The organism is Paenibacillus sp. LT-B23 (assembly GCF_059417685.1).
This window is the reverse complement of sequence record NZ_JBSQBM010000024.1, coordinates 64,406-82,286: the sequence shown is the minus strand read 5'-3', so window position 1 is coordinate 82,286 and position 17,881 is coordinate 64,406. Positions and strand designations below refer to the sequence as shown.

Genomic DNA, 17,881 nt, shown 5'->3' with positions numbered 1-17,881 from the left:
GTGCAGAAGCCATTGTTTTTTATATTTCTTGCTGAAACGGTTGCCGTCCTTGATCAAGGACGGCAATGCCGTTTCTACTTGATAGGAGGTAGAAATCATATGCTGAGCGATACCATAGCAGCCATTGCAACTGCTGTTGGCGAAGGGGGGATTGCGGTTGTACGGGTCAGCGGCCCGGAAGCCGTCACGGAAGTGGAAGCTTTGTTTCGGAGCAAAACGCCTCTAAGCAAGGCTCTATCTCACACGGTACACTATGGACATATTATAGATCCTCAAAGCCATGAAAAGGTGGAGGAAGTTCTAGTTACGGTTATGCGAGCACCGCGCTCTTTTACAACAGAAGATGTCGTAGAAATCAGTACCCATGGCGGAGTTGTAGCCGTCAAACGGGTGATGGATTTACTATTGCTGCAAAATATACGTTTGGCCGAACCGGGCGAATTCACGAAGCGTGCTTTTCTGAATGGTCGTATTGATCTGAGTCAGGCGGAGGGAGTCATTGACCTGATTCGCTCGAAGTCGGATAAAGCTTTTTCAGTAGCTTTGAAGCAAGTAGATGGACAACTGTCACAGAATATCCGCCGTTTGCGGCATGTCCTGGTAGAGACACTGGCTCATATTGAAGTGAACATTGATTATCCTGAGCATGATGTGGAATCTTTTACGTCTGAGTTAATCAAGGATAAGAGCAGTCAGGTCATGGCGGAAATTGATCGGCTGCTGCATACAGCGGAGCAGGGGAAAATTTTACGTGAGGGCCTGACCACAGCGATTGTCGGAAGACCGAATGTGGGGAAATCCTCGCTGTTGAATACACTGGCTCAGGGCGAACGGGCGATTGTGACCGATATTCCGGGCACGACCCGTGACGTTATTGAGGAATATGTGACGATTAACAGCATTCCACTGAAGCTGCTGGATACGGCTGGCATTCGGGAAACGATGGATGTAGTGGAACGGATCGGGGTAGAGCGTTCGAGAACAGCGGTCAGTGAAGCAGATCTGCTGCTCATCGTGATTAACGCCAACGAATCGCTGCATGAGGATGAAATGGCATTAATGGAACAAATCCGTGGTAGACAAGCGATTGTCATTATGAATAAAATGGACTTACCGGCCCAAATAGACCGGGATTTGCTGCTGCGTTATGTTCCCGAGGAGCTTATCGTACCGATGTCTGTAAAGGAAAATGAGGGAGCAGATCGGCTGGAGCAGGCCATATCGCAGTTGTTCTTTAGTGGTAAGCTGGAATCTGCCGATATGACATATGTCAGCAATGTACGGCATATTGCTTTGTTGAAGAAGGCTCGCCAATCGTTGGTAGATGCCTATGAAGCTGCTGATCAATTCGTTCCGATTGACATGATTCAGATTGATGTAAGATTGGCGTGGGAGCATTTGGGCGAGATTGTGGGCGATACGGCGCATGATGCGTTAATCGATCAAATATTTTCACAATTCTGTCTGGGCAAATAGGACATTCGAGTATGGCTGGTATAAGCCCTGCTATCGTTATAGATATACAAGAGCATATTCGGTATCAAGACCGAAGTGCATAAGGAGGTAAGAGAGGTATGGGATATCAAGGAGGCGACTATGACGTAATTGTCGTAGGCGCGGGCCATGCGGGTGTGGAATCCGCCTTGGCAGCAGCCCGGATGGGCTGTCGTACGTTGATGATTACGATTAACCTGGATATGGTCGCGTTCATGCCCTGCAACCCGTCTATTGGCGGTCCTGCAAAGGGTCATGTGGTACGTGAAATTGATGCTTTGGGCGGCGAAATGGGCCGGAACATCGACAAGACGTTTATCCAAATGCGGATGCTGAATACAGGTAAAGGGCCTGCCGTTCACGCATTGCGCGCACAGGCTGACAAGTTCTCTTATCAGCATGCGATGAAGGAAACGATGGAAAAGGAACCGAATCTGACCTTGCGCCAGGGAATGGTGGAAGAGCTGATTATTGAAGACGGTCATTGCGTGGGTGTCATCACGAAGACCGGCACAGAGTACCGCAGCAAAGCGGTTGTCCTGACTACAGGCACTTATTTACGTGGTAAAATCATTATGGGTGAGCTGATGTATGAAAGTGGCCCAAACAATCAACAGCCTTCGTTGAGACTGTCTGAGCATTTGCGCGAGCTGGGTTTTGATCTGGTCCGCTTCAAAACAGGTACGCCGCCGCGCGTGCATAAGGACACGATTGATTTTAGCAAAACCGAAATTCAGCCGGGGGACGATCAACCGAAGTTTTTCTCGTATGAAACGAAGTCTTCGGATAATGAGCAGCTTCCTTGCTGGCTGACCTATACTTCAGTGGAAACTCATCAGATTATTAATGATAATTTGCATCGTGCGCCGATGTTCTCCGGTCTGATTGAAGGAACAGGACCGCGCTATTGCCCATCTATTGAAGATAAAGTAGTGCGTTTCAGTGATAAGCCGAAGCATCAAATCTTTTTGGAGCCTGAGGGTAAAAATACATCTGAATACTATGTTCAAGGCTTGTCGACCAGCTTGCCTGAGGATGTGCAATTAGCTGTGCTGCGCTCGATTCCGGGGATGGAAAAGGTAGAAATGATGCGTAACGGCTATGCGATTGAGTATGATGCCATGGTGCCTACACAATTGTGGCCTACGTTGGAAACGAAAAGAGTACCCGGCCTGTTCACGGCGGGTCAAATTAACGGCACTTCCGGTTATGAAGAAGCTGCGGGTCAAGGGATTATGGCAGGCATTAACGCGGCTCGTAAGGTACAGGGCAAAGAACCTGTCGTGTTGGACCGCTCCCAAGGCTACATTGGGGTTCTAATCGACGACCTGGTGACCAAGGGTACGAATGAGCCTTACCGCTTGCTAACGTCTCGTGCGGAATACCGCCTGTTGCTGCGTCATGATAATGCAGATTTGCGTTTGACTCCGATCGGACATGATATCGGCCTGATTACGAATGAACGGTACGAGCGTTTTTTGGATAAAAAGCAAAAGGTAGAGCAAGAGATTGAGCGTTTGCGTCTGGCAAAAGTTCGTCCGGTTGACGTAAATGAGATGCTGGAGCAGGGTGGATCTGCACCGATACAGGACGGCAGTAATTTGTTAACCGTGCTGCGTCGACCAGAGATCAGCTATGCGCAAGTGGCACAAATTTCACCTTCGGCTGTAGCTCTGACTGAGGAAGAACAGGAGCAGGTGGAAATCCAGATTAAGTATGCGGGCTACATTGAGAAGCAACTGATGCATGTAGAACGCCTGCAAAAGATGGAGAAGAAGAAGCTTCCAGAGGATATCGTATACGATGAGGTTCAGGGTTTGGCGATTGAAGCCAAGCAGAAGCTTACGAAAATTCGTCCGATGTCGATTGGTCAGGCATCCCGTATTTCGGGTGTGACTCCTGCAGATATTTCCATTTTGCTCGTTTATCTGGAGCATTATAACCGCGTTACGGCAGCAAGGGGATCATAATGGACGCGATACAACAACAATTTAAGCAGCGACTGGCAGAGCATAGCATTGTGATTAATGACAGTCAGCTAGAGCAGTTCGAAACGTATTACCGTGTGCTGGTTGAGTGGAATGAAAAGATGAACCTGACGGGCATTACAGAGCGTGATGCGGTATACACCAAGCATTTTTACGATTCTCTTTCGCTGGCCTTTTATGTTCCGTTAAATGATGTGGAAAGCTTGGCGGATATCGGATCGGGAGCGGGGTTCCCGGGTATTCCTTTGAAAATATGCTTTCCGCAGATTCAGTTGACCATTGTGGATTCGTTGAACAAACGCATACAATTTTTGGCGCATGTGGTAGAGCAGCTAGGATTGGAAGACGTGGAGCTGGTCCATAGCAGGGCAGAGGAGTTGGGTCGTAAAACGGGATACCGCGACAGCTACGATCTGGTCACCGCCAGAGCCGTTGCCCGTCTTGCGGTACTGAATGAATTTTGTTTGCCTTTTGTCCGTGAAGGGGGTCACTTTGCTGCGATGAAGGGCAGTGATCCGACGGAAGAAATCAAGGAAGCTTCCTATAGCTTGAAAGAGCTTAAAGGGAAGATTAAGCATATTCAGGCTTTTCAGTTACCTGTGGAGGATGCAGCTAGACATATGATTATTATTGAAAAAAGAGCAACTACACCACGGAAATATCCGCGTAAGCCGGGTACGCCTTTAAAAACACCGTTAGTGTAACCAATTGAAAGAAAGTGAATGTTTCACGTGAAACATTCACTTTTTTTATGACTTGCAATGATCTTAACATAAACAACGTATAGATGCAGAAGGTCTTTATTTACGGCGTAGAGAAACATGGATAAATAGGCATCTGATTGGGTGTGCAATTTATTCTCTGATCCTTCCGAAAAGCTGGTAGAGACGATAGGATTATGGCTGGAAAAGTGATAGAATAGAGATAATCGTTTTTGATGTAAGTTGACTGCTTCCCGTACCGTTCGATTCCGATATACATAAGGGGGAAGTGGGACAACAATGCCAGGGAGAATACGTGGAATGTACCCGGTTACGGCGCTGTCCCATATAAAAGCGTCTACGATCCGCGTAAGGAACTGTTTTTCACGAAGCGCTGTTAGTATGGTGCTATTATGAAATTAGGTGGTATTATACGGAATGAAAGAACAATTTTCCAAGCTATTTGGTTTGACGGAGCGATCCACTGGGGACGAAATAAAGCAAATTCCAGTTCGGGATATTGTCAGCAGTCCTTATCAGCCCCGCACCATATTTGACGACGAGAAGATTGATGAGCTATGCCAGACCATTAAGACGCATGGTGTAATTCAGCCGATTGTCGTTCGTTTCCGTAATGGACAATACGAAATTATAGCAGGGGAACGTCGATGGAGGGCTGTCACCAAGCTGGGGATGGATACCATTCCAGCCATTGTTCGTGAGTTTAATGATTCACAAGCTGCTTCTATCGCGTTGATTGAGAATCTTCAAAGGGAAGGGCTAACAGCGATTGAAGAGGCTGTAGCTTATCAGAAGCTGATTGATCTGCATCAGCTCACCCAGGAAAGTCTCGCTCAGCGACTTGGCAAAAGCCAATCCACTATTGCTAATAAGATACGGCTGCTTCACCTGCCAGAGAGAGTGAAAAAAGCTCTAATGGAACGGAAAGTGTCCGAGCGTCATGCCCGTGCGTTATTGTCATTAGAGACTGAAGAGCTACAGTATAAGGTTCTGGATGAAGTCATCGCCAAGGAACTCAATGTGAAGCAGACAGAGGCGAGAGTCGCCTTTTATAAACAAGTATCCACGATGAAGAAATCCAAGCGGATTTCCTTTACCAAGGATGTCCGGCTTGCGCTGAATACGATTCGTCAATCCATTGATATGGTGTCTGGCTCAGGCTTGGATATCAAGACCAAGGAATCCGATCATGAGGATCACTATGAGATTGTCATTCAAATTCCCAAACGTAAGTAAGGGATGAAGCGTACAGGCGGCAGCAATTGCCGCTTTTTCTGTCTAACGCCAATTAAAATCGCAGCATACTCGTATTCTATTGATAAAATTGCCCTTATCCGTAAGCTAATAATGGAGAACCGTCTTAATAAAGGATTTTGCAATAAGAAATATAGCAGGATTCCGATTAAAGTATGAGGTGAATGAAGTGTCAAAAATAATAGCCGTAGCCAATCAAAAGGGCGGAGTGGGCAAAACAACTACTTCCGTGAATTTGGGCGCCGGACTTGCTTCCCTCGGCAAAAGGGTATTGCTCGTGGATATCGACCCGCAAGGTAATACAACGAGCGGTGTGGGTATCAATAAGGCGGATGTGGCAAATTGCATTTATGATGTACTCATTAATGAGGTTGATCCTAGCGAAGCGATTGTCAGTACACAGATTGAGGGTCTGGATATTATTCCGGCCACCATTCAACTGGCAGGAGCGGAAATCGAGCTGGTGCCGACCATTTCTCGTGAACTCCGATTAAAAAGATCGCTCCAGCTCGTCAAGCATAAGTATGATTATATATTGATTGATTGCCCTCCATCGTTAGGGATTTTGACACTTAATTCTTTAACGGCCTCTGATTCGGTCATTATCCCCATTCAATGTGAATATTACGCATTGGAAGGTTTAAGTCAGCTACTGAATACTGTGCGATTGGTGCAAAAGCATTTGAATACCTCACTGCAAATTGAAGGTGTGCTGCTGACGATGTTTGATGCCCGTACCAACTTGGGTATTCAGGTGATTGAAGAAGTGAAAAAGTATTTTCAAAGCAAGGTTTATCAGACGATTATTCCACGCAATGTGAGACTCAGTGAAGCACCATCACATGGCCAGTCCATTATTACGTATGATCCCCGCTCCCGTGGGGCAGAGGTATATATTGAGTTGGCAAAGGAAGTGGCATCTTATGAGTAAACGGTTGGGAAAAGGGCTGGATGCACTCATTCCCTCCCTTACGGTCAATGATGAGGACAAGGTTGTTGACATTCCGCTTAGTCAGTTGCGTGCAAATCCGTACCAGCCTCGCAAAACGTTTGATGAGGAATCGATTAAAGAACTGGCAGAATCCATTCGTCAGCACGGTGTTATTCAACCAATTATTGCGCGTAGTGTATTAAGAGGCTATGAAATTATTGCAGGTGAAAGAAGATTCCGCGCTTCCCAATATTGTGGGAATTCGACGATACCTGTGGTTGTTCGCAATTTTACTGATCAGCAGGTAATGGAGATTGCCCTGATTGAGAATTTGCAGCGTGAAAATCTGAATGCGATGGAAATAGCGGTTGCCTATCAGGGATTAATGGATCAGTTCTCGTTAACTCAAGAGGAATTGTCCTTGAAAGTGGGCAAGTCGCGCTCTCATATTGCGAATTTCCTTCGTTTGCTTGCATTGCCGGAGGAAGTTAAGGATCATGTTTCACGTGGAACATTATCTATGGGACATGCCAGAGCGATTGTTGGACTCAAAGATCCGGACATGGTGAAGCAACTGGCGACACAATGCATTGAGCAGCAGTGGAGTGTTCGGGAGCTGGAAGAAGCCGTACAGCAGTTGGACCATAAGCCTGGTGAAGCGAAGGCCAAGCCCAAGGTGAGAAAAAAGGACCCTTTTATTGATCATATGGAAGAGTCCTTGCGTGAACGTTTTAAAACAACTGTGAAAATTAAGCATAACAAGGATAAAGGTAAAATCGAATTGAATTATTACAGCCAGCAGGATTTGGAAAGATTACTGGAACTATTGCAGTAGTCTGTATGAAATAGGACATGTCTCCTTGGTCGGAACGGGAAGTGAGATATGTCTTTGCTTTGTCTGGATGTGTAGGAATCAGAATAGTCTGGATGAATAAACTAATAGCCTTCTGTTATTTGTTTCGCTGTCCTCAAACGTATAAAATAAGAGGTATGCAGTGACATGATTTTTGAGATAGAGGAGTAGAAGCAAGCATATGGCTGAATTGAACGGACTAATCATGGAACAGCTTGCCGGAATCGTTGCAGGAATTGTGCTGATTTTGCTCATCCTGTTGATTGTTATCATTGTGCAGGGTGCAAAGTTGAAGAAGATGCGGCGAAAGTATGAAACCATGATGGCAGGCAGCGGTGTTGAGAATTTGGAAACGCTGCTGATTGATTTGAAGGTACAAATGGATACGATTGAGGACGAGCAGGAAGCCCATCGTGCAAGTATGAAATCTCTACGCAGTAAACTGACAGGCCTGAAAGGACATATAGGCATCAAACGCTATAATGCCTTTGGCGAGCGAGGAAGCGATCTAAGCTTCTCCATGGCTATTGTAGATGACAATCAGGACGGTATTGTATTAACCGGTATTTATAACCGGGATGGTTCTTATGTGTATGCCAAGCCCCTGGAAGCGGGGCAGTCATCCTATTCCTTATCCCCTGAAGAGAAAGAAGCTGTTACTCTTGCGCAGCAAGCAGGACGGAACGGTAATGCCACTCCTTAATCGCGGAGTATAAGCTGCCAGCAATGATATCCGATAATTTCATTACCAGATTTAGTCTTGTATTTTGCAACACAAAGTATTCCATAAAGCCGCCGACGTTAACGATTCCTGTCAAATGGATATCGCCGACCGGCGGTAATTCTTTATTTACCCCCGCGCCAGGCCTCAAAGGCCCGTCCGCAACCTGAATGCATCCAACGCTGGAGGTTTGTCCAAGACATGCGTCTATGCCGATGATAAAGGGCTGGTCGTACCGGGTGTGTATGCCGTCCAGTGTTGTTTGCAGATTCATAGCATGTACAGGCTCTTCCAATGTCCCGTAAAGGTGAAAGAGCGGGCTTTTATAGCGAGACAAATGAGTACCTACGAGCGGGCCGAGACAATCTCCAGTAGAACGGTCGGTGCCGATGCAAATAATAACGATATTTTGCAGACTGGGCGCCTGGTGCAAATGGAACAGCAAACGATGGATGATGGCTGATTGGATCCCGGGGTCGGTGTGTGATATTTTTAAGCTAAGGGGTTCTTGCCCCGGAATGAAGTCAGATGGATGAGTCATGGAATCTTCCTTTCGCTCTGTAATGGAGTGTGCAGGTTGCGCTCGCTTTATATAGACTGTTAGCTGTTGGTATCGCATTGATCAGAGATGAAAACCAGCAGTATAACTGCCTTAGAGAATAACAATTAGCCTGCGGGTAACATTTATTCTCAAGATAGTAGCTAGTATATGGATAAGTTTGGGCTTTTATACTCGGGGGAAGTAGATTATTCATAGCAACATGAATGAAGGCAGTAGATGGGCTTATGTAGCAGAAAATAGAATTTGGGAAACCAGAAGAGTAGGCCCCTGTGTAAGGAGGAGCAACATAATGACCTTAATGCGTTGGTTGGAGAACGATACAGGAACGGCTGCTGTTGTGAAGGATGCGATACACTGGAAGGATGTTATATGGGGATGGCTTACAGATAGCGCGATGTGGTCGACCTTGTTGTTTGTGGTTTTGAAGATCGCTATTATTTTCATCATTACACGTATCTTTATTCGGGTTATTAATAAAATTATAGATAAGTCGATGCAGCAAAAGGGAGAGAATGGAAGATTTCGATTGAATACCAGGCGACTAACAACCGTTGGAGAATTGCTGAAAAATGTAACCAATATCGTATTCAATTTCATTCTGATTATGCTGGTATTGTCTCAAATGGGCATTAATCTCGGGCCTCTGATTGCCGGAGCCGGAGTGCTTGGATTGGCCGTTGGTTTTGGGGCGCAGAGCTTGGTCAAGGATGTGATTACCGGATTCTTTATCATTTTCGAGGATCAATTTGCCGTAGGAGACGTTATTCAGACAGGAACCTACAAAGGTACAGTAGAAGTGATTGGGCTGCGTACAACCAGGCTGGTGAGCTGGAAAGGGGAAGTTTACATTTTACCTAACGGCTCGATTACGGCGGTTACGAACTTTTCCATGTCCAATTCGTTGGCGGTGGTAGATGTACCGATGAAGGCGGAGCGTACTCTGGAGGAAGCTGTTGGCTTGGTAAAACAAGCGATCCATGGAATTGAGGAGTCCAATGTGCAGGTGCTGAATATACCGGATGTTCTGGGAGTTCAGTCCATGACGACATCTGAGTATATTGTGCGTGTTGTGGCGGAGTGTATGCCGAATACAGGGGCTGCGGTAGAACGTGATATTCAGAATAACATCAAGAAGGCACTAGAGGATGAGGAACATCGTCAGAGCGCGCTGGAGACGGCGGTAACCCTCGAAAAGGAAGACGAGCAAGAAAGAAAAGGGGGAGAGAAGGGTGGAGCGTAAGTCGTTTGAACTGGGGGACATTGTGCAGATGAAGAAGCCCCATCCCTGCGGAACGAATGAAATGGAAATTATCCGTATGGGGATGGATATTCGGATCAAATGTGTCGGTTGTCAGCACAGTGTGTTGATTCCGCGTGCCAAGTTTGAAAAGAATATGAAGAAGGTGCTGCGTTCAAAATCCAACGCTGACGGGCAGAATTCGGAAACGAATTGAGCCGGGAGAACTGAGCGATTCCGGGTAACAATGAACTTGCATCATGGGCACAATGATGATATAATAATCCTTGCTGCGGAAAGGTACCCAAGAGGTCTAAGGGGGCTGACTCGAAATCAGTTAGGCGTCGCAAGGCGTGCGTGGGTTCGACTCCCACTCTTTCCGCCACTAACTTCATTAAATCATAAATTAATCTCTTATGCCTTTGAGCATAGGAGATTTTTTGTTTTATAGAGAATGCATACAGACCAGTTATCGTATTCATGATATGGAAAATTTGGAAGGAGGTTTCCCTCTTTTTGTCGAAGTATAGGGAAAGGGAGGACGTGAACTTGATATACGAGTTAGATTTACATATGACACAAGAGAACATGGTTATAGGCAAGTTAACACAGGAAATAATTGACTTACTCGAATTGCCTTATGAAGAAAAAGATATTGTCCTTTGGAAGGACAGAATTAAATAACTAGAGAAACATCAATCTGATTTTCCTTCGGAGGAAGCTTTCATAAAACATTTAAAGGCAATTCCCTCGGTAATTAAAACACCTGAGTACGTAGGTCTTCACCCCAAAGGGAATAGTATCCAATTTATTAAACGAATTGATGATCTTATGTTAGTAGCAGTCCGTATAAGTCATAATCAAAACTGGGCTTTTCGATCAGCTTATCCAATCTCACAAGATACATTTAACGCCTATCTTCAGGCTAATACCGTAAAAAAGGTTTGACAATGTGGAATATTGTGTGTATAATTTGGGTAATTATTAGGAGAGAATTTGTTGCTGAGGTCGGAACAGCCAGCCGACACGCCCTAGTGGTCTTTAAAGAGATGGAGAAGTGGCACTCTCCCTCAACTTATTCTCTACGGATAAACCTCGTCATATTTGGCGGGGTTTTTATATTTATATTACAAAGGCGTAAGCTCTCGAAAATAACTCATTCGAGAACTTACGCCTTTTATTTATAAGCTTTTTGGACCACACAAATAAAATTAGACGCGACACCGATATTCATTTACTTATCAGCATCTACATATTCAACTCGTAATAATTTCCCTATATCATCAATATCTAAAACATTAATGATTTTTTCCAATGCCTGTCGGGGAAACATCTTGTTTTTATTTCTGACCATTTCTGAAATGGTAGCTTCTCTAATACCAGTTAGCTCGGCTAGTTTCTTTTGTTCCCAACCCTTTTCGCGTAAGAGGTTCTTTAAATCACAGACGAGCAATCGTTGACTCAATGTTTTTCCTCCTTTCTTATTTCACATAACTAAATATATAGAGATACGAAAAGCGTAATAAATATTGACAATTACGTAAAACGTAATTATAGTTAAATTACGAAAATCGTAATTAAAAGAAGGGAGTATGTATGGATCACAGGGGAGGGACTGCACATATCAAGAACTCTGCATAACAAAGTTTTTTATTTCCTAATTATAACGTGTGCGCTGTTCTTCATCTATAAGAGTAATTATTTCGCGGATATCTGAAATGTCTAATGCTTTTGCAATTTGTTCAATATGCTTGAAATTGATATTTTCTCTCTTATCGTTTGCAAGTTCAGAAAGTGCTGCTCTGCGGACGCCTGTTTTATAAGATAGCTGGTTTAGAGAGATACCCTTACTCTTAATTAACTCGCCAAGCATTATTTTTACCTTCATGTTGCACACTCCTGAATTTATTCCAGACAATTACTTATTGTACTCATAAGCGTACGATAAAATCAAGAATAACATTGTATATACAAGCGTACCAGATGGTAAAGGGAACATTATGGCTTCTATAAATAGACAGGGAAGAGGAGAGGAGATTTTATATATGGATTCATTAAAACTGGAACAGGCGGCTATGGTGTATGGACCTTATGATCTGCCGCATGTGTACGAGATATTCGATGGAGTTGTTTATGAGGGGTGTTATTTCTTTTATCTCGAAAATGGCACTTTGTGCTTACGTCATGTACAAAAGGTGGAACAGCCGTATCATACGCATCTTTATGTAGAAGGAGAGTGTGGTGGACTTCAACTGGCGAGAGGGGTACAGCGTGAAATTACGGAGGTTGTCACGGACATCATCCGGAGCTGGAGAGATAAGAGCGGACTGGCTTTCTTATTCGATGAATTACTTTGTCTGCCGGGGAGGGGAGATATGGGAGCTGGACCTTTTGAGGAACAAGGGATGAGTGTTGAGGTGCGAATAAAATAAAGAAGATGCCCTTCAACAGTGACAGGTATCAGCTGTTAAAGAACACCCCTTTGTTGTTATAGCTGGTTTGGCGGGTAGTTATAGCGTTTTGTTTTTTTCGAGCCGGAGATCATCAGTAGGATTGCTGCGATCAGATGGAGAACCCAGCCTACGACGGGGATCCAGGCCAGCAAAGAGGTCAATATCCCCCATACAGAGCCGTAGATCGCTTCCTGATTGCGTAACGACAGGATGAGTGTTACTGCATGCAGGATAAGCATGAATCCCAGAGCCGAGTAACCCGTCCCCATGACAATAGCTCCTCCTACAATCGGTACGGCAAGCACCAATTCGAATATACCTGATATCCACTTTAATATTCGAGAATAACTCATCTTAAAACCTCCGTAAATAGTAGGTCTTTGTACTTGGATATATTCTAGCAGAAGGAGCCGGATTAATCTGCATTTTACCAGTATATGCAAAAAGTCCGATAATGCAACAAAGGAGGACCTCAAAGGTCCTCCATCGTAGGCGATACATTTTTAACAGGATACGATCTGTCCAATCACATCACGAAACTCGGTGTACTGACAAGCAATACCAGTGTTGGAAAGACAGAGTCCTTTTACACAAACCTAACGCTTCTAATGCCTTGAATGGATCTCCTAACAGTTTGTCCGGCTACGTAATCCAACGGAACCACACCTCTCTGTTGTACCGCCTAATCATAATATGGCCCGGATTTCGAAGAAATATACATTAATGAACGCGGGCTTTCGTTTTTTTCTTCCATTTGCGATTATGGTTGGTCGTCTCCGGAAAAGATTCGCCTCTTTCCAGTGTCACTTGCTGCGGGTTTTGAATTTCCGTATGAAAGCTTCTTTCTCCGACTTCCATATATACGCCGTCATTTGGTGCTTTGTCACCCGGTTCAAATTCGGTTTTTTCACCCATAAGGCTGTTCCTCCTTCACTATATGGATTTGAACTGCAACGGTTATTGTGCGCTGACATGAGCAGAAACATGCGGGAACCACAACACGGGATTTCAGAAAATCGAGTTATTTCCTATATATAGATAAATTATACTGTACCTATAAAATCATGGAAAATGGGATGTGTGCAGCTAATTTAACGGATTTACATCCCATGAACTCAATTGCTGGTTGCAATCAGTTGCTGGATTTGGTAAACTGTTTTAGTGCGAGTTTAGGCTCGTTCCTTGCTCTCAACTGAGATTGAGGGCCTTATGTCCATAAGGAGGTGTAAAGAATGCGCAAATATGAAGTGATGTACATTATTCGTCCTGACATTGAACAAGAAGCTGTTCAAGCGGCAGTCGATAAATTCCAAGGTATCATCTCCAACGGCGGTGGCGAAATTACGAGTCACGATGTAACTAAACGTCGTCTTGCGTATGAGATTAAGAAATTCCGTGATGGTTCTTTCGTTCTGGTAAACTTCACAGCAGAACCTGCTGTAGTTGCTGAGCTTGAGCGTCTCATGAAAATTTCTGACGAAGTAATTCGTTATCTCATTACGAACGACGTAGCTTAATTATTGTACGTGATTATGTAATGAACAACGCTCAAAGGAGGGGATTGGATTGTTGAACCGTGTCATTCTGATCGGTCGTTTGACCAAAGATCCAGAGCTGCGCTATACACCGTCTGGTGTAGCAGTAACCCAGTTCACCCTGGCTGTAGACCGTCCGTTTACAAGTCAAGGCGGCGAACGGGAAGCGGATTTCTTGCCGATCGTAACCTGGCGTCAGCTTGCTGAAACATGCGCTAACTATCTTCGCAAAGGTCGTTTAACGGCTGTTGAAGGCCGTGTTCAGGTGCGTAATTATGAGAACAATGAAGGAAAACGTGTATACGTGACTGAAATTGTAGCTGATAATGTGCGTTTCCTGGAATCTAACCGCGATGGCGGGAACGGTGGCGGCAATAGCGGTGGAGCTGCGCGTGAGGAGTCTCCTTTCGGAGGCGGTAACAGCAATAGTGGACGCGGGAATAATAACTCGCGAAACAATCAGGATCCTTTTTCCGATGACGGAAAACCGATCGATATTTCGGATGATGATTTACCATTTTAATTGGGAAAGGACTGACAAAGAATGGGCTTCAGACAAAGAGAAGGCGGAGACGATAACAAAAGACCAGCTCGTCGTGGTGGTCGCAACAAACGTCGTAAAGTATGTTTTTTCACTGTGAACAAAATTACTCACATTGACTATAAAGATACAGACCTGCTTAAAAAATTCATCAGTGAACGTGGAAAAATTCTTCCTCGTCGTGTGACTGGAACAAGCGCGAAATATCAACGTATGTTGACAATCGCGGTTAAACGTTCCCGTCAAATCGCATTGCTTCCTTACACTACTGAATAGTAGTTTTATGGAAGAGCAAAAGAGGCGTTCCCGATTTCGGGAGCGTCTTTTTTATGATTTTTCTGGTTGACAACAAGTCCCATGTATTGTAACTTACTAATAATACAATCCATGTTTAACCATTAATCGTAGCGCAGCTTTTCTAGTCACATTTGTGATCGTACATTCCCCAACTCGCCAGAGTAAACATTTCAGATATCTGGAATGTTATTTTATATTACATGAAAATTCAGATTATCGGCATTTTTTCGAATAAAATTCATAAACTTTACAAAAATAGATATTTTGCATTTTTATATTACACAAAAAAAGATATTGACGTGATATTATTTTACACTTAAGATAAACCTTAATAAAAATGTAATGGTTATCAGCACCCTAAATTGACCAAAGGTCTAAAAACACGTGTTTACGTTATCATTGGTAACCGTAAGGAGGATGCACAGACTTCATTTTCAAACCTCAAGCTTTAACGAATCAACGCAGGAAAGAGACAGGCTGTTAAATAAAAGAACCGACTAAGGGGGATTAACAGAATGGTGCAAACGAAGAAATGGGTTTCTTTGCTTATGGTGCTTACGATCGTTGGTGTTCTGTTTGCAGGATGTAGCGGAGGTGCTAATGAAGCGCAGCCGGGCAAAACGGATAATAAAACAGAGGGAAAAGAAGGCAGTCCACAAGTTACTGAGGGTGTTATTAAAGCAAGTGATCTGACCCAAAATCCGCCGGGAGCTACAAACCGAAAGGATAACATTGTGGTAGGTATGACGTCACCTAAAGGGGTATTTAATCCGTTGTTCTGGCAAACGACCTACGATCTATATGTAGTCAGAACGGTATTTGATTCCTTTTTACAGGTGAAAGCGGATGGTACATATGAAAATAGCTTGGCTGACAAGATTGATGTATCTCAGGATGGCTTGAAATACACGTTCCACCTGAAACCAGGTGTGAAGTATAGCGACGGAACGCCAGTAACGGTGAAGGATTATGCCTTTGTTCTCAAGGTACTGCATGATCCGAATTATGATGGAGAAACGGATGTTTTATCTTTTAAGATTAAAGGCGGTAAAGAATATCACGATGGCAAGGCGAATGATATCTCCGGTATCAAGGTCATTGATGATAATACGGTAGAGGTAACCGTTACAGAAGCAACAGCTTATACAAAGGATTTTTTGGGTGAGCAATACTTCATGCCAGAAGCTTATTACGGAAAAGGTTTCAAAAAGGGTAACATGGACAGCATCAAGGCGCTTAATAATAAGCCAATCGGCTCCGGGCAGTATGTGTTGAAAAGCTTCTCCCCGGGTCAACAAGTCATACTTGAAGCCAATCCAAACTACTTCAAGGGCGCACCAAAGGTAAAATCGGTTATTTTCAAAACGACAACAGAAGAAACCAACTTGTCTATGCTGCAAACGGGTGAAACCGATATAGACAATGTTACGGTTACAGAAGATAACGTAGAGGAATTGAAATCTCTGGGCTTCCTGGACGTGAATATTATGCCGACCAATGGCTACGGATATATTGCATTTAATCACAAAGAAAAGAAATTTCAGGACCCTAAGGTACGTCAAGCTCTGACCATCGGTTTGAACCGGAAGGAGATTGTGGAAGGGGTGTACGGTCCGTATGCGAATGTCATTAACATTCCACAATCTACAGAAGCTTGGTCTTATACAGATGAAGGCATTAACAAATATGAGTTTGATACCGCTAAAGCAAAGGCTTTGCTGGATGAGGCTGGCTGGAAGGTTGGGGCGGACGGTATCCGTGAGAAGAACGGTGAAAAGTTTACCATTAACTTCTCAGCTACTGCGGATAATCCAGTAGTAGAGGCCTTGCTGCCGATTATGTCCAACAACTACAAGGAACTGGGCATTAAGCTGAATTCCGAAACCCTAGATTTCAATGCCATTATGGATAAAAAGGATACGGGCAAGTTCGATATGTTCTTTGCGGCTTGGGGATTGACACCTGATCCGGATACAACGGTTTACCTTACGAACGGGTCACAAAATGATGTCGGCTACTCCAATAAAAGAGTCGATGAGCTGACGATTGCGGGTAAAAAGGAATTGGATCAAGAGAAACGTAAAGTGATCTACAAGGAGCTGTATCAAGAGCTGAACAAGGATTTGCCAGCCATCTTTATGTATCAGCGCAGAGATATGTGGCCAGTTAATGGGCGTGTATCCGGCTTAGAAATTACACCATACAAAGATTTTGAATTCAGTCTGTATAACGCTCAGCTCGCTCAATAAGGGTTGCCAATCGTATGCTCAGCTCTCACGGGCTGGGCATATCACTTCTTTATTTGTCTGGAGGAATGATTATGAAGCAGTATATTATTCGAAGACTGCTGCAACTCATCCCCACACTCATTGGCATATCCATTATCGTATTTGCGATTTCAGCCATGGTGCCGGGTGATTATATTACAGCCAAGCAGAACCCGAATATGACCGCCGAAAAGGCACAGCAGCTACGACATATCTACGGGTTGGATAAGCCGGAGTACCAACGCTATTTTATATGGGCGGGTAATATGTTGAAGGGTAATATGGGGGATTCATTACAGCATAAGCAGCCGGTAACGAAGGTCATTGGCAATTATGTATGGAACTCTTTTATTATCGCTTTTTTCAGTCTTATTTTTAGTTGGCTGATTGCAGTTGTTGCCGGGGTATTTTCAGCCAAGTTCCAATACTCGTTATTCGATAAGTTTGTCACGCTATTCATATTTTTGTGTATGTCGCTGCCGTCCTTCTTTATCGGTCTTTTGGTGATCAAAATATTTGCTTTGGAATGGGGCATTCTTCCGGTTGGCGGTATGACAACAGCAGGGATGGAGCCGGGCTCATGGGCTTATATCGTGGATGTTCTCAAGCATATGTTCCTGCCAACGCTCGTTCTTACGATGCTGAGCACAGGCAGCCTGACCCGGTATTTTCGCACAGGTATGCTGGAGGTTATTCGTCAGGATTATATTCGTACCGCACGCGCTAAGGGCTTGAAGGAACGGACGGTTATTTTCAAGCATGCTCTGCGCAACGCACTGATTCCAGCCATCACGCTGCTTGGCTTTGAGCTTCCGGCTTTATTTGGCGGGGCGATGATTCTGGAAAAGGTATTTGTGTGGCCGGGTGTGGGGCAGGTCTATCTAGAGTCGATCAGTATGCGGGATTATCCGTTTATGCTGGGCTTCACTATTTTTCTGGCGGTCCTTACGCTCATCGGTAATTTGCTCTCGGATGTATTGTACGGCATGGCAGATCCAAGAATTCGCTTGAAGTAGGAGGGATACT

20 protein-coding genes, 1 tRNA gene and 1 pseudogene are annotated in these 17,881 nt (G+C 44.4%); 17 read left to right on the top strand and 5 right to left on the bottom strand.

From position 1 onward, the window contains the following. The first annotated feature begins 99 nt into the window (after nt 1–99). From mnmE to ACWXW9_RS24290, 7 genes are all read left to right on the top strand, one after another. Nucleotides 100–1,476, top strand: a complete 1,377-nt coding sequence (gene mnmE / locus ACWXW9_RS24320) for a tRNA uridine-5-carboxymethylaminomethyl(34) synthesis GTPase MnmE (protein ID WP_494931530.1) — start codon at nt 100–102, stop codon at nt 1,474–1,476. Nucleotides 1,477–1,574: 98 nt separating this feature from the next. After that, nucleotides 1,575–3,464 (top strand): tRNA uridine-5-carboxymethylaminomethyl(34) synthesis enzyme MnmG, encoded by a 1,890-nt coding sequence (gene mnmG, locus ACWXW9_RS24315; RefSeq protein ID WP_192513215.1) that lies wholly within the window; start codon nt 1,575–1,577, stop codon nt 3,462–3,464. Then, nucleotides 3,464–4,186, top strand: a complete 723-nt coding sequence (gene rsmG, locus ACWXW9_RS24310; RefSeq protein WP_494931529.1) for a 16S rRNA (guanine(527)-N(7))-methyltransferase RsmG — start codon at nt 3,464–3,466, stop codon at nt 4,184–4,186. Before mnmG ends, rsmG begins: the two co-directional genes overlap by 1 nt. A 435-nt stretch (nt 4,187–4,621) precedes the next feature. Further along, entirely contained in the window at nt 4,622–5,440 is an 819-nt protein-coding gene (gene noc / locus ACWXW9_RS24305; protein ID WP_494931528.1) for a nucleoid occlusion protein, read from the top strand. Nucleotides 5,441–5,627: 187 nt separating this feature from the next. Next, nucleotides 5,628–6,389, top strand: coding sequence for a ParA family protein (locus ACWXW9_RS24300; RefSeq protein ID WP_025683689.1), 762 nt, complete (start codon nt 5,628–5,630; stop codon nt 6,387–6,389). Further along, complete coding sequence (locus ACWXW9_RS24295) at nt 6,382–7,224, top strand: ParB/RepB/Spo0J family partition protein (RefSeq protein WP_044648683.1); 843 nt, start codon at nt 6,382–6,384, stop codon at nt 7,222–7,224. The genes ACWXW9_RS24300 and ACWXW9_RS24295 overlap by 8 nt, the downstream gene beginning before the upstream one ends. 199 nt (nt 7,225–7,423) lie before the next feature. Further along, nucleotides 7,424–7,945, top strand: coding sequence for a DUF4446 family protein (locus ACWXW9_RS24290; RefSeq protein ID WP_494931527.1), 522 nt, complete (start codon nt 7,424–7,426; stop codon nt 7,943–7,945). Here the strand turns inward: ACWXW9_RS24290 and yyaC are convergent. Then, nucleotides 7,899–8,504 carry a spore protease YyaC gene (gene yyaC / locus ACWXW9_RS24285; protein ID WP_494931526.1) on the bottom strand — a complete coding sequence of 202 codons (606 nt, stop codon included), beginning with the start codon at nt 8,502–8,504 and terminating at the stop codon, nt 7,899–7,901. The two genes, ACWXW9_RS24290 and yyaC, sit on opposite strands and share 47 nt — an antisense overlap. A 310-nt stretch (nt 8,505–8,814) precedes the next feature. Here yyaC and ACWXW9_RS24280 point away from each other — a divergent pair, with 310 nt between their 5' ends. The 4 genes and pseudogenes from ACWXW9_RS24280 to ACWXW9_RS24265 all read left to right on the top strand — a co-directional run. Continuing rightward, on the top strand, nt 8,815–9,765 hold the full coding sequence (locus tag ACWXW9_RS24280) for a mechanosensitive ion channel family protein (protein ID WP_192513217.1): 951 nt from the start codon (nt 8,815–8,817) through the stop codon (nt 9,763–9,765). Beyond that, the gene (locus ACWXW9_RS24275; protein ID WP_283654020.1) at nt 9,755–9,979 is read left to right on the top strand and encodes a DUF951 domain-containing protein; all 225 of its coding nucleotides are present in this window, start codon (nt 9,755–9,757) and stop codon (nt 9,977–9,979) included. The genes ACWXW9_RS24280 and ACWXW9_RS24275 overlap by 11 nt, the downstream gene beginning before the upstream one ends. 77 nt (nt 9,980–10,056) lie before the next feature. Continuing rightward, nucleotides 10,057–10,147, top strand: a tRNA-Ser gene (locus tag ACWXW9_RS24270). A gap of 317 nt (nt 10,148–10,464) precedes the next feature. Further along, nucleotides 10,465–10,710 (top strand): annotated as a pseudogene (locus ACWXW9_RS24265) (PBECR3 domain-containing polyvalent protein); the annotation flags it as partial. 286 nt (nt 10,711–10,996) lie between these two features. On the opposite strand, the gene ACWXW9_RS24260 reads toward ACWXW9_RS24265, so the two are convergent. Both ACWXW9_RS24260 and ACWXW9_RS24255 read right to left on the bottom strand, forming a co-directional pair. Then, nucleotides 10,997–11,227, bottom strand: a complete 231-nt coding sequence (locus ACWXW9_RS24260) for a helix-turn-helix domain-containing protein (RefSeq protein WP_134911772.1) — start codon at nt 11,225–11,227, stop codon at nt 10,997–10,999. Nucleotides 11,228–11,419: 192 nt separating this feature from the next. Beyond that, on the bottom strand, nt 11,420–11,650 hold the full coding sequence (locus ACWXW9_RS24255; RefSeq protein ID WP_494931525.1) for a helix-turn-helix domain-containing protein: 231 nt from the start codon (nt 11,648–11,650) through the stop codon (nt 11,420–11,422). A gap of 157 nt (nt 11,651–11,807) precedes the next feature. On the opposite strand from ACWXW9_RS24255, the gene ACWXW9_RS24250 reads away from it, so the two are divergent. Beyond that, complete coding sequence (locus ACWXW9_RS24250) at nt 11,808–12,194, top strand: hypothetical protein (RefSeq protein ID WP_494931524.1); 387 nt, start codon at nt 11,808–11,810, stop codon at nt 12,192–12,194. Nucleotides 12,195–12,250: 56 nt separating this feature from the next. Here ACWXW9_RS24250 and ACWXW9_RS24245 read toward each other — a convergent pair whose 3' ends face one another. Together ACWXW9_RS24245 and ACWXW9_RS24240 are read right to left on the bottom strand one after the other, a co-directional pair. After that, nucleotides 12,251–12,568 (bottom strand): hypothetical protein, encoded by a 318-nt coding sequence (locus ACWXW9_RS24245; RefSeq protein WP_494931523.1) that lies wholly within the window; start codon nt 12,566–12,568, stop codon nt 12,251–12,253. Between the two features lie 367 nt (nt 12,569–12,935). Beyond that, nucleotides 12,936–13,130 carry a YjzC family protein gene (locus ACWXW9_RS24240; RefSeq protein WP_044648140.1) on the bottom strand — a complete coding sequence of 65 codons (195 nt, stop codon included), beginning with the start codon at nt 13,128–13,130 and terminating at the stop codon, nt 12,936–12,938. Nucleotides 13,131–13,447: 317 nt separating this feature from the next. Between ACWXW9_RS24240 and rpsF the strand changes: the two genes are divergently transcribed. The 5 genes from rpsF to ACWXW9_RS24215 all read left to right on the top strand — a co-directional run bounded on the left by rpsF (nt 13,448) and on the right by ACWXW9_RS24215 (nt 17,871). Beyond that, nucleotides 13,448–13,732 (top strand): 30S ribosomal protein S6, encoded by a 285-nt coding sequence (gene rpsF / locus ACWXW9_RS24235; protein WP_044648139.1) that lies wholly within the window; start codon nt 13,448–13,450, stop codon nt 13,730–13,732. Between the two features lie 49 nt (nt 13,733–13,781). Beyond that, the gene (gene ssb / locus ACWXW9_RS24230; protein ID WP_013312801.1) at nt 13,782–14,273 is read left to right on the top strand and encodes a single-stranded DNA-binding protein; all 492 of its coding nucleotides are present in this window, start codon (nt 13,782–13,784) and stop codon (nt 14,271–14,273) included. Between the two features lie 21 nt (nt 14,274–14,294). After that, nucleotides 14,295–14,567: a 30S ribosomal protein S18 gene (rpsR, locus tag ACWXW9_RS24225; protein ID WP_013312800.1), complete on the top strand. Its 273-nt coding sequence runs from the start codon at nt 14,295–14,297 to the stop codon at nt 14,565–14,567. A gap of 536 nt (nt 14,568–15,103) precedes the next feature. Continuing rightward, nucleotides 15,104–16,837, top strand: a complete 1,734-nt coding sequence (locus tag ACWXW9_RS24220; RefSeq protein ID WP_494931522.1) for an ABC transporter substrate-binding protein — start codon at nt 15,104–15,106, stop codon at nt 16,835–16,837. Between the two features lie 71 nt (nt 16,838–16,908). Further along, on the top strand, nt 16,909–17,871 hold the full coding sequence (locus ACWXW9_RS24215; protein WP_149096159.1) for an ABC transporter permease: 963 nt from the start codon (nt 16,909–16,911) through the stop codon (nt 17,869–17,871). The last annotated feature ends 10 nt before the right edge of the window (nt 17,872–17,881 follow it).